This window comes from Mesorhizobium sp. M0018, from assembly GCF_040323955.1.
Classification (GTDB): Bacteria; Pseudomonadota; Alphaproteobacteria; order Rhizobiales; family Rhizobiaceae; genus Mesorhizobium.
Genome location: NZ_JAMYVL010000052.1, coordinates 1 through 11,145, shown reverse-complemented (window position 1 = coordinate 11,145; position 11,145 = coordinate 1). Strand labels below are relative to the sequence as shown.

Sequence of the window (11,145 nt, the reverse complement as noted above, 5' to 3'; positions counted from 1 at the left end):
TATAGTCTGTTCCCAGGCGCCGCAGGCTGTTCTCGACCGTCTGGATCACCCATTTGCGCGAATGGCCGCCGAGATTAGGCCCCTTGTCATGCGAGTTGACGAATTTGGTCGTCACGACCCAATGATCGCGCCTCGCCTTGATGCCGCGACCGACGACTTCCTCGGACTTGCCGTTGTGGTAGACGTCGGCGGTGTCAATGAAGTTGATGCCTTGCTAACGGCTTTGGCAGCGTCGCTCGACAGGGCTGGGACATCATGACGGAGTCGCGTTAGACATTCCAGCGAGACGAATATCGGTTTGAATCCTCGGGCTGCCGCCCAACAATGCTGAACCATATCGTGTCAAGGCTTGCAACGACCGAAGACGCAACTGGCGCATATTGCACTTGGCTGTCAAGGTCGGGAATAGGGTCAGAACCTGCCCGTGATCTTGCATTCAGGGAACGTCCGAGAAGGGTCGGATCGCGAAGTTCCCCGCCGCATTGGCGAACGTCCCGAGATGGCGCATGGTGCCGTTTCGGAACCGGGTGGACGGGGGGCAGGATCGCCAATCAACCTGGGATCATGTTGCAACCAAGTTCGAACGTCGCGTTACTGGCAAGTAGAAACGTCGCATTGGGACGTTTCAGAGGTAGGCGCCAGGTCAGAATTGCGGGTTGACGTGCATCCTGGCGTCGCCGTGAGCGCCCGATCGGGGGCGATCCAGTATGGCACTTCGGCTTTACCAGCTTTGAGAGCCACTTACGCGCGAGCTTCGTTGGCCGGTGTCGGTTGCGGGTGATCCGATATTCGTCCAGCATCGCGACGACATGTGCAATGCGAAGCTTGGCGAAGAGTTTGACAGCGCAGATCAGCGCAAGATGTCCGACAGGCTCTCGGGCTTCTTCTCGCCAAGCGACAGATCAAGGCCCGACAGAAGTTCGACGAGGTGGCTTTGCATCAGGTCGGACGCGTTTTGTGCGTCGTGCTTTTCGATGGCATCGACGAGGGCGTGATGGGCGTGGCTTTCGCAGGTGGTGTCGCGGCGGCGCCAGTAGAGCGCGATGATCAGCGACGACCGCGACAGCAGGTCTTTGACGAAACCGGTCAGGATAGAATGGCCGGCGATTTGGGCGATGCCGACATGGAATTTTGCCGACAGCATGATGGCGTCGCTGTCGCGGCCGGCATGCAGGGCCTCGTGCTCTTTTTCGAGATGAAGCCGCAGTTGCGCGATCTCGGCCGGCTTTGCCACTTCGGCGGCAAGCGCGGCGACCTTGGGCTCGATCAGCGCCCGCGCTTCGAACACCTCGCGCGCTTCCTGCTTGGTCGGCTGGGCGACGAACGCGCCGCGGTTCGGCTCGAGCCGAGCCAAGCGGTCATGCGACAGCGCCTGCAGCGCCGCGCGTATCACCGCGCGGCTCACCGAATAGATCGAGGCGAGTTCGTCCTCGGGTAGTTTTGTGCCCGGTGCGAGGCGGTGGCTGACGATGGCGTCGCGCAGGCCGGCATAGACCGGAAACCAGCGCATCGTCGGCTTGTCGCCATCCCGTGGCTTTGGCCCAAGCAGGTCCATCGTCTCATTGTCCCGGCGGCCGGATCGCTTAGCGGCGCGAACACCGCGTTTCCGGCCGGACATCGAACATCCTGTGTGGGAATGTCAACAATTTTGCACGCATCAGGATACACGGCCGGAGGGCGAAAAGGACGCAAAGATTCCGGCGAAGGATTTTTCGAGTGGAACCTGGTAGCCGCCGCGCTTTGAGGTCGACAGGCCAAGGCCGACGAGGCTCTCACAGAGTTTTACTGCGCAGGCGACGCCGTCGAGCACGGGAAGCCTATGTTCGCGGCTGAGCGCGGCGGCGAGGTCGGCCATGCCGGCGCATCCCAGCACAATCGCTTCGGCCCGGTCGTCGCGGATGGCGCGCTCGATCTCCTCCGAAATTCGTTGGCGGGCGTTGGAGCCGGGCACTTCGAGCTCCAGAACGGGAACGTCGCTGGCCCGCACCCTGGCGCAGCGGCTGGCGAGGCCGTAGCGTACCAGATTGTGCTCGATCGCCGGCACCGAACGCGACAGCGTCGTCACCACGCTGAACTTGCCGGCAATCAGGCTCGCCATGTGAAACGCCGCTTCGCCGATACCGACCACCGGCATCTCGCCGACGCAGCGTACTGCGTCGAGGCCGGTGTCGTCGAAGCAGGCGATGACGCAGGCGCTCGCCGCCGGATGTTTTTGGATCTCGCCGATCATTCCCGGGATGGCGAAGACCTCGTCGAAATAGCCTTCGACGCTCGGCGGCCCGTCCTTCGGATTGACGGCGATGATCCTGGTGCCGGCCGAAGCCGCGCGGCGCGCCGCCTCGCCGATCTTTTCGGTCATGGACGCGGTGGTGTTGGGATTGACGACGAGTACGTCCATTTGCGCTTTCATATTTCGCCGCCGAGATAGAGTTTCTTGACCCGGTCGTCGCCAAGCAGCTCAGCCGAATGTCCGGCCAGCGCGATCTTTCCGGTCGTCAGTGCGTAGGCACGCTGCGAGATGCGCAGCGCCATGCGCGAATTCTGCTCGACCAGCAGAACGCTGACCTTTTCGTCGCGGTTGATCGCGACGATCGAGCGGGCGATGTCCTGAACGAGCTTCGGCGCGACGCCGAGCGAGGGTTCATCGAGCAGCAGAAGCTTCGGTTTGGCCATCAGCGCCCGCCCGATCACCAGCATCTGCTGTTCGCCGCCGCTCATCGTACCCGCCGTCTGGGAATAGCGTTCCTTCAGGCGCGGGAAGCGCCCGAGCACCATGTCCAGCGTCCTTGCGATTTCGGCCTTGTCGGTTCGGGTGAAGGCGCCCATCATCAGATTGTCGCGCACCGTCATGTAGGAAAAGACGCGCCGACCCTCAGGTACCATGGCGATGCCCATCCTGACCAGCTCGTCCGGGCGCGTTCCGTCGATGCGGTGGCCCTGGAAATGAATCTCGCCGCTGCGGACCTTCTTCAGGCCGGTGATGGCGCGCAGGATCGAAGATTTGCCCGCGCCGTTCGCGCCGATCAGCGCTACCGTCTCGCCCTCGTTGACGCTCAGCGACACACCCTTCAGTGCATAGACATGGTCGTAGTAGAGTTCGACGTCCGAGACTTTCAGCAGTTCGCTCATGGCTAAAATCCGATCGTCTCATCTTCGGCGCCGAGATAGGCCTCGATGACCTTTTCGTTCTCCTGGATTTCCTTCGGCGTTCCCTCGGCGATTTTCACACCGAAGTTCAGGACGACGATGCGGTCGGAAATGTTCATGACGGCGGGCATATCGTGCTCGACCAGCAGGACCGTCACGCCGCGCTTTCGCACGCCGCGCACCATCTCCACCGCGCGCACGGTTTCGTCATGGTTCATGCCGGCGAAGGGCTCGTCGAGCAGAAGCACGGTCGGGTTCGTGGCGAGCCCGATGGCAATCCCGAGCGCGCGCAGATGGCCGTGCGGCAGCGTGCTGGCGATCTCATGCCGTTGCGCGCCGAGACCCAGGAAGTCGATGATCTCGTCGGCCGAGCGGCCGAATTCATCCTCGTCGCGCCGTGCGGTATTCGTGCCGAGATAGAAGCCGGCAAGGCTGGCATTGGAACGCAGGTGATGCGCGATTATGACATTGTCGCGCACCGTCATGCCCTTGAAGATCGTCGTCTCCTGGAACGTGCGCACCACGCCCTTCCGGGCGACGATATGCGGCGCCAGGCCTGAAATCCGCTCTCCCCGGAACAGCACTTCGCCCGAGGTCGGATTGAGGAAAGAGGAAATCAGCTTGAACAGCGTCGACTTGCCGGCGCCGTTGGGGCCGATGACGGAAAGGATCTCGCGTTCGCGGACCGCGAAGGAAACATTGTTGACCGCGACCAGCCCGCCGAAGCGTTTGGTCACTGCCTTGATCTGGAGAAGCTCAGTCATGGTCCTAGCCCTGCTTCTTGCCGAACAGCCTGAGGCTGAGCAGGCCGTTGGGAAGGAACAGCATCAGCGCGATCAGCACCGAAGAGAAGATCAGCAACTGGAACTCGCCGGTCTCGAACAGGAAATCCCAGCCGAAATAGAGCACGAAGGTGCCGATCATCGGCCCGAAGACGTGGCCGAGCCCGCCGAGGAAGCAGTTCAGCATGAAGTTCACCGAGTCGGTGACGGTGAAGCTCGACGGATAGATCGATTGCGAGATGGCGACGAACATCGCACCGCCGAGACCGCCGAAGAATGAGGAGATGGCATAGGCGATGACGCGCAAATAGGCGATGTTGACGCCGATCGAGGAGGCCAGTTCCTCGTTCTGCTGCAACGACTGGCAGAGTTTGCCGATGCGCGAATGGACAAGGCGGTAAAGCCCGGCAAAGCACAGCACCATCAGCGCAACCGAGACGAGATAGAAGGCGGGACGCGGATTGGCGAGCGTCGCGAAATCCGGAAGGATGCTCAGCCCGAAGATCGAGATGCCGCCGGGGAGCGGAATGCTGACCATGCCCTTGGCTCCGTTGGTGATCGGCAGTGCCAGCGCGAGCAGCCGCGCCACTTCGGTCAAAACCAGCGTGACCATGGCGAAATAGACTCCGCGAAGCCTGAGGATGGGCAGCCCGATCAGCACGCTTGCAGCGGCGCAGAACAGCCCAGCCAGCGGCAGTGTCAGCCAGAACGACACACCATGCTGGACGACAAGGATGGCCGAAACATAGCCGCCCATAAGCGCGAAGGCGCCCTGGCCGATATTGATGCGGCCGATGTAGAAAGTCACCCACACCCCGGCGCTGGCGATGCTGAGCAGCGCGACCGAAGTCAGCGTGTAGTAGAGGTCGAGCCGACCGGTCGCCTCGATCAGCCAGGGCACGCCGATGAGTACGACCAGCAGGAAGACAGCGACGCCGAGGATGTTGCGTGTACGCTTCATGTCGATCACCCCCACGGCTTGCCCATGAGCCCGTTCGGGCGGATGCTCAGGAACACCATCAGCGCGGCGAAGATGACGAGATAAGTGACGTCGCCATATTGGCGTAGCACCGTCAGGCCGACCGATTCCATCATGCCGAGGATGAAGCCGCCGGCGATCGCTCCGCTGACCACGCCGGCCCCGCCGATCATCACCATCAAGAACGCCTTGATCGAGATCGGGCCGCCGATGCCCGAATTGACGCCGGTGATGGCGACCAGCAGCCCGCCGACTATGCCGGCAAGCATGGCGCCGAGCGCAAAGCCGATCATCGAATAGCGGTCGACCTCGACGCCCATAAGCTGCGCCGCGACCCGGTCCTGCGCCAGCGCCCGCATGGCGCGTCCCGGTTTGCTGTACTGCATGAAAAGCACGAAGGAGGCGATGAACAGTATGGCGAGTGCGCCGACCAGCAGCCGGTCGTAAGGCATTATGAGGCTGTCGGAGACGAAGACGCCGTTGACGATCTTCGGCACGCCGCGCTGCTTTTCACCGAACAGGAGGAGGATCACGGCGTCGAGGAAGAATGCGACCGCCGCCGCGAGAAGCATCGTACTTTCCTCCCGCACGCTTCGCTTGATCACCGTTCTGAAAAGGAATTTCTCGACCAGCGCTCCAATAACCAGCAGCGTGATCCCGGACGCAACGAGCGCGACGACGAAAGGCATGCCGAGCTGGCCATAGACGGTGTAGGTGATGAAGCCGCCGAGAACGTACATCTGCCCATGGGCAAAGTTAAGCACGTTCATCAGCGCGAAGATCAGGGTCAGACCGAGCGCGATCAAGGCGTATTGCGCGCCAAGATAGAGCCCGTTGGCGATGACTTGTTCCATCAGGATGGTTCCCCGGCCATTCAGAGGCTCAAGACGAATGCACGAGCCTCTGCGGCAATCCGCTTCAGTGCAGTTGCGTCAATCGACTTGAGCGACGAAGAGCGTCTCGAACTTGCCGTCGCGGTATTCCGTGACCACCATCGGGACCGAAAGCTGGCGCTTCTGGCCAAACGACGTCATTCCGACATAGGTCAGCTTGGCATCGCCCTTCAGATAGGGATTGGGCGCCGAGAAAGTGTCAATCGTCTTCTTGAACTCCTCGACATTGTCGATCGCGGCCGGGTTCGCCTTCAGCGTCTCGATGATGTATTCGAGCGCGTAGACCTTGGTGTTGGATTCGTCATTGTATTCACCGAACATTTTCGTATAGCGGTCGACGAACTCCTTCATCATGTCGGACGCGATTTCGGGCGTCGATGCGCCGCCGACTGAGATGAAGCCGTTGGCCAACTCACCCGCGCCCTCTTCCAGCACCTTGGCATCCTGCGCCGTTTCGGTGGAGATCAGACCTTCGTAGCCGAGCTCGCGCGCGGCGCGGATCAGCAGCGGCGCATTGCCGGGCGCGACACCCGAAAGCACCAGCAGGTCCGGTTTTTGCAGAACGATCGGCGTCAGTACCGGTGTGAAATCGCGGGTATCGTTTTGGTAGACGTCCGTGGCAGCCACAACCTCAAGTCCGAGCGCCTTTGCCGCGGCAACACCGCCATCCCGCTGGCTCAGCGGATCGGATTCGTTGGCGGCGACAAAGGCAACTTTTCTCACGCCCCTGTTTTCCATGAGATATTTGTAGATCGCCGGAGCTGACTGGTAGTTGGCGATCATGCCGAGCACAGCGTTGGACGCCGGTGGGGTGTAGAGTTCCTTCGGGAATGCGTAGGGAAAATAGATGATGCCCTTGGATTCTGCCACGGGACGCACCGCCGCCGCGCCATCGTCAACATTCGGACCGACGACATAGTGGATGCCCTCCTGGGCCATCTTCTCCATGCCGGCGATCGCCCGCTTGGGGTCCTTCTGATCGTCGAAGGTGACGATTTTGATGTCATAGGTCTCGTCACCAATCTTCACACCGCCGGTTTCGTTGATCCAGGCGGCGCGCGTCTGCATCGAGCGGACGTTGGATGTGCCCCACGCAGCGGCCGCGCCACTCGTCACGCCGACAAAGCCGATCTTGAGTTCCTTGTTGGCGGCGTGCACCGTGATTGTGCCGCCGGCCATGATTGCCAGCGCAGAGACGGTGCCGAGCGCGGCGAATGTGATTATTGAACGTCTATTGATCATTGTTCTTTCCCCTTTGGAGGCCGCGCATTGTTGCGACAGAACTCGACCGATACGCGGAGTTTTGTGAGTGAGGGCTCAAATCTATTATCTGTCAACAAAACTTTTACAGATTGTTGACAATCTTGTGCGGTCGTAGATGAAGGACGCGGTCCGCAGCATCGCGGCCCTTCCAGAATCACGCTCCGTTCGCTCTGGCTAATATAAGCTTTGTGCCTAGTATTGACTGGGTGCGTAAAATTGTAGTACCGGCGCCGGCCGTCCCGAGTTCATTCCGCCGATGATGCCCACCCGGTCGCCAACGAGAGCAGCTCTCGGGCTCCCGCGACGAACTTCGCAAATGGTGCAGACGGCGCAAATGCTGGAGCAAGACCGGCTCAGCTCTCGGGTAGTTGGCGCCCGCCCTGATCCTGCCGCATTGAACGCGGAAGGCCAGCTAATGGCTTTTGCCTAGCCCTCCCGCGGCAGTGGACTCTGTTCCGATGTGCCGCTACGTGCGGACGGCTATGTTCGAAGTACCGGCCTGTAACGTCGGAAAAGGAGTGACCCCATTTTTTTGCGTGCAAGATCTTTTCCCATCGCAGCAAGGACTGCTTTTCTGGTCACACTGGCCGGTGTCCTCGTGCTCGCACTCTCACCGGAGTGGCTTTTGCAGAATTTTGGCTTCGGCTTCACCTCTCATGATGACAAGCTCAATCACGCCGCAGCTTTCGTCGTGTTGACGGCTATCGGCAGTCTCGGTTGGCCAGAGCACAGGGCAAGACTGACCATTTTTCTTGCTCTTACCGGCGCCGCGATCGAGATCCTCCAGGGCATGCAAATGATAGGCCGCGACATGGATATGTTCGACTGGTTTGCCGATTGTGTGGGCGTCGCTTGCGGGCTCGCAATTGCAAGCTGGACAAAGAAATTAGTCAGCGGATTCTCCTAGGTCACGACCCGTCAAGCTGGGGCTAATCGGCCGCGTGAAGCATATGCGCGGCGAAGAGGATCTACGTCACGCTTCGCTGCAGGACTTCAGAGAGCATTGAGTAAGGCCGCAGCGATCACTGAGACTATCATCCGCAAGCCGATCTGCGCATAGCAGCCGAGAGGAGTTATGGCCTTCTCTTTTTCATCAGAGCGCGGACTTTAACAATCATCGCTGCATTAGACCTCAATTGAGAGGCATGTATTTTGCGCATGTATCTGTCGGCGATCACCTTGTAACGAAGGGACAATCGCACCACGCGGTCGTACGTTGCGTCTTCTCCCGCGCACAATTGCTGCGCTTTTCTTGCTAAGGTACTCGGGGCGCCAGGCTGGACCGCTAGTTTTGCGGCCCACCCCAAATTACATCTGATTAGCGCGCTCTGTTCGGCCTTGATCATTGGATCGACTGCGGACCTAGCCTGAGAACTAAGAACCACAGATGCGACCAGAACCGCGATAAAAAGCCGCTTCACAGTTGCCCTCAAACGCTGCATAGGCAGCCCAGTGATTAAACATTGACTCCAAGTTTATAGCGCGCCGCCCGTTATGCGCAGCCGCCCACTCCGTTATTTTCGCCCCTGTTTCTGCCGGAAATATGTGATGACTTTGGAGACCATCGCCATCACAACCAGAACTCCGAATAGAATAAGAATCGGAAAATCGGTAGATTGCCGACAAGGTTCGTCATCTGGCGCGCAGTACGACAGGGCGGCCGCGGAATTCATCGTGGTTAGCAGCGCGGAAGTGGAAAGACCGAGTAACTTCATACGCAGGTTTTTGGGAATATCGGCCTGCACCGGTCGGGCCGAGCCCGCGGTGCCGCATTTACTCGCAGCTATGGCGTACCTGATCAGCCACCATGCCCGCGGGACCCAACATAGCCTCGTTGAGCCCGGTGTAGCCATCTGTTTTGTCAACCTCGTTTATAGTGGTGACGGCCGCGGGCTAATGAAGCCGATCGCTGACAATGCCACGGATTCGGGGCGCGCTCTCAACCGGCGCGTGGAAGTGAAAGCCGTGAAATAGTGCGAACGCGAGCAGATTCGGCCATGCGCTGCAGGTATTATAGCCCCGGCTGCCTTAGCCATGGATGATGAGCTTCCGGAGGAATATCCGCTTGTTCGGCAATAGCAGAAGTTCTGTCTATGGTTAATCGGTCCTTAGGCTCATCTACATCGTTCCAGCGCACGTCACGGCGGTCAGCCGCTCCGATACGATCGATGGCTGGCGCGACCGGCGCGGCGACGGCGGCGCTCCGCGCCTCCGGCCTCAACCTCATCGTTAGCGCGATCGTGCATTGGAATACGGTCTATATCGAACGGGCCGTCACCCACTTGCGCAAAATGCACCGCGAGATCCCGGATCATCCGCTCAAGCACGTCTCGCCGCTGAGCTGGGAACACATCAATCTGACCGGCATCTATACCTGGGATACAGAACATCAGATGCGTGAAAGCTTCCGGTCGCTCAGACTTCCGGCTCGGTTACGCCACGCCGCATGACGTTCATGCTCCGTTCAACCTCGTGTCGCTGGGAACTGTTCTTGCTCCGACCCCAGGCTGGGAGGCATGGAAGGATTGGGACGGCCACACGTTCCAGACCAACCGCGCCGCACTCAGCAATGAACGGACAATGCCGCTCTTTCGAGCGGGTCGATGCTGATAGGAAAGGTGGCGCGTGGGCGCCACCATTCTTGCTTTTCTTACGTGAATTACCTATTGTAGGTACTTTAAAAGGAAGTACGGCGATGAAGCAATTCACATTCTCCGACATGAATCGTGTGTCAGGCGAAATCCTCGAAACGGCATTGATCGAGCCGGTGGCCCTGACCAAGCGCGGCAAGGAAAAGCTCGTCATCCTGTCCGCTGCTCAGTACCACCAGCTCGTCGGCCAGCCGCATTCGGTCGCCTATACGATCGAGGACGCACCGGATGAAGTCCACAATGAACTCATGACAGGACTGGATGCCATGATTTCCGGCGACACGCCCGATGCTTAAAGCTGGCGATCTGCTCCGATATTATTACCTATGGGCGCGGGAAGCAGACGCCGGCGAGGAATCCGGACGCAAGGCGAGGCCGGTTTGCATCGTTGTCCGGACGCTAGCAACGCCCGCAGCCTTGTTTCTCTTTCCGCTGACTTCGCAAAAACCCCACCGGTCGCGCCCGCATCTCGCCATCAGCGAAATCGAATGCCGCCGCGGCGGCCTCGACTATCCGTCATGGCTGATCCTGGACGAATTTAACCGGGTGCCGGTCGATGAAGCCTATGATCTGGTGACGACGACGCCGATCGGCGCGTTCAGCCCCGCATTTGTCCGCAAAATTGCTGGCGTGATCAAAGAGACGGCGGCGCAGCGTCGATTGCGCGGCATCGTTCGCAAATAGCCGGACTGATTTCTTGGCGGGCCTCCGGTCCTTACCCGCATCGAACGGGCCAGCACCGGAGCGCGGGGCGCCCTACGCCCTCTCCTCGCGCCCCACCCTCCCCTTCTGACGGTGTTTTCTCAAGAGATTGAAGCTTGTTATCGTTGGCCGCCTGCAATTCCTCGAAATGCTCCCGAGCAGCCCGTCGACCCAACAAACGGGCGATCGACAGGACGGCTCGTTCAACCATATCTCGTGCCGACATGTCAGCCCTGTAATCGTGACTTGCGCTGTCGTTCCCAGGTTTGGCCTCGTCCACCATGGCATGCCCGCTCTTCTGTATAGATCGAGGGCATTGAGCGGCGTGATGATCGGCAAGACAAGTTCAGTTGCCGCGCGGCCGTAGTGTGGCGTGCAAATACTTGCGCGCTGCGATTTGGGATCCCGAAGCCGGGCCAAATTACCAAAAGCTCGGTCCTCTTGCAATATCGCACGCGATATCCAATATGCCTGCATGAGACTGCTTCTCGATACGGCGACCATGGTGGCGGCGATCCGAAGTGACGCTGGTGCCTCGCGCCAACTGTTGGTGGCGGCTTTGGAGCGCCGGCTGACGCTCATCGCTTCGGTGACGTTGATGATCGAGTACGAGGCGGTCATGACGAGGCCCGAGCACCTTGAGGCTTCCGGCCTGTCGGCTGAGGATGTGAGCGCGTTGCTAGATGCCATGGCGGCCGTCGCCGAGCCGGTTCGCCTTCTCTTCCTCT

General features: G+C 60.0%; 11 protein-coding genes and 2 pseudogenes. 5 read left to right on the top strand and 8 right to left on the bottom strand.

Annotated features, from left to right (window positions below):
• The 8 genes and pseudogenes from NKJ81_RS31825 to NKJ81_RS31790 all read right to left on the bottom strand — a co-directional run.
• Positions 1-214 (bottom strand): annotated as a pseudogene (locus NKJ81_RS31825) (aldo/keto reductase); the annotation flags it as partial.
• A 636-nt stretch (positions 215-850) separates the two neighbouring features.
• On the bottom strand, positions 851-1,555 hold the full coding sequence (locus NKJ81_RS31820) for a GntR family transcriptional regulator (protein ID WP_352474573.1): 705 nt from the start codon (positions 1,553-1,555) through the stop codon (positions 851-853).
• A gap of 102 nt (positions 1,556-1,657) precedes the next feature.
• Positions 1,658-2,398, bottom strand: coding sequence for an aspartate/glutamate racemase family protein (locus tag NKJ81_RS31815; RefSeq protein ID WP_352503768.1), 741 nt, complete (start codon positions 2,396-2,398; stop codon positions 1,658-1,660).
• Between the two features lie 8 nt (positions 2,399-2,406).
• Positions 2,407-3,129: an ABC transporter ATP-binding protein gene (locus NKJ81_RS31810; protein ID WP_352503769.1), complete on the bottom strand. Its 723-nt coding sequence runs from the start codon at positions 3,127-3,129 to the stop codon at positions 2,407-2,409.
• Positions 3,130-3,131: 2 nt separating this feature from the next.
• Positions 3,132-3,911, bottom strand: coding sequence for an ABC transporter ATP-binding protein (locus NKJ81_RS31805; RefSeq protein WP_352474568.1), 780 nt, complete (start codon positions 3,909-3,911; stop codon positions 3,132-3,134).
• Between the two features lie 4 nt (positions 3,912-3,915).
• Complete coding sequence (locus tag NKJ81_RS31800) at positions 3,916-4,890, bottom strand: branched-chain amino acid ABC transporter permease (protein ID WP_352542896.1); 975 nt, start codon at positions 4,888-4,890, stop codon at positions 3,916-3,918.
• 5 nt (positions 4,891-4,895) lie between these two features.
• Positions 4,896-5,762, bottom strand: coding sequence for a branched-chain amino acid ABC transporter permease (locus NKJ81_RS31795; protein WP_352452194.1), 867 nt, complete (start codon positions 5,760-5,762; stop codon positions 4,896-4,898).
• Positions 5,763-5,840: 78 nt separating this feature from the next.
• Entirely contained in the window at positions 5,841-7,043 is a 1,203-nt protein-coding gene (locus NKJ81_RS31790; RefSeq protein ID WP_352474565.1) for an ABC transporter substrate-binding protein, read from the bottom strand.
• Between the two features lie 646 nt (positions 7,044-7,689).
• Between NKJ81_RS31790 and NKJ81_RS31785 the strand changes: the two genes are divergently transcribed.
• The 5 genes and pseudogenes from NKJ81_RS31785 to NKJ81_RS31765 all read left to right on the top strand — a co-directional run.
• A complete protein-coding gene (locus NKJ81_RS31785; protein WP_352503771.1) occupies positions 7,690-7,971 on the top strand; it encodes a VanZ family protein in 282 nt (93 codons plus the stop codon).
• 1,291 nt (positions 7,972-9,262) lie between these two features.
• Positions 9,263-9,514, top strand: a pseudogene (locus NKJ81_RS31780) (Tn3 family transposase); the annotation flags it as partial.
• Between the two features lie 245 nt (positions 9,515-9,759).
• The gene (locus NKJ81_RS31775; RefSeq protein WP_352542895.1) at positions 9,760-10,011 is read left to right on the top strand and encodes a type II toxin-antitoxin system Phd/YefM family antitoxin; all 252 of its coding nucleotides are present in this window, start codon (positions 9,760-9,762) and stop codon (positions 10,009-10,011) included.
• On the top strand, positions 10,004-10,399 hold the full coding sequence (locus tag NKJ81_RS31770) for a hypothetical protein (RefSeq protein WP_352542894.1): 396 nt from the start codon (positions 10,004-10,006) through the stop codon (positions 10,397-10,399). The genes NKJ81_RS31775 and NKJ81_RS31770 overlap by 8 nt, the downstream gene beginning before the upstream one ends.
• A 493-nt stretch (positions 10,400-10,892) precedes the next feature.
• Positions 10,893-11,145, top strand: a 253-nt coding sequence (locus NKJ81_RS31765) for a PIN domain-containing protein (RefSeq protein ID WP_352542893.1), incomplete at its 3' end; no start/stop codon positions are given.

What these genes read in the sequence shown, in the direction of transcription:
- NKJ81_RS31815 (WP_352503768.1), bottom strand. Translation starts at nt 2,398, where the DNA reads ATGGACGTACTCGTCGTCAATCCCAACACCACCGCGTCCATGACCGAA.
- NKJ81_RS31795 (WP_352452194.1), bottom strand. Translation starts at nt 5,762, where the DNA reads ATGGAACAAGTCATCGCCAACGGGCTCTATCTTGGCGCGCAATACGCC.
- NKJ81_RS31800 (WP_352542896.1), bottom strand. Translation starts at nt 4,890, where the DNA reads ATGAAGCGTACACGCAACATCCTCGGCGTCGCTGTCTTCCTGCTGGTC.
- NKJ81_RS31775 (WP_352542895.1), top strand. Translation starts at nt 9,760, where the DNA reads ATGAAGCAATTCACATTCTCCGACATGAATCGTGTGTCAGGCGAAATC.
- NKJ81_RS31820 (WP_352474573.1), bottom strand. Translation starts at nt 1,555, where the DNA reads ATGGACCTGCTTGGGCCAAAGCCACGGGATGGCGACAAGCCGACGATG.
- NKJ81_RS31805 (WP_352474568.1), bottom strand. Translation starts at nt 3,911, where the DNA reads ATGACTGAGCTTCTCCAGATCAAGGCAGTGACCAAACGCTTCGGCGGG.
- NKJ81_RS31770 (WP_352542894.1), top strand. Translation starts at nt 10,004, where the DNA reads ATGCTTAAAGCTGGCGATCTGCTCCGATATTATTACCTATGGGCGCGG.
- NKJ81_RS31790 (WP_352474565.1), bottom strand. Translation starts at nt 7,043, where the DNA reads ATGATCAATAGACGTTCAATAATCACATTCGCCGCGCTCGGCACCGTC.
- NKJ81_RS31810 (WP_352503769.1), bottom strand. Translation starts at nt 3,129, where the DNA reads ATGAGCGAACTGCTGAAAGTCTCGGACGTCGAACTCTACTACGACCAT.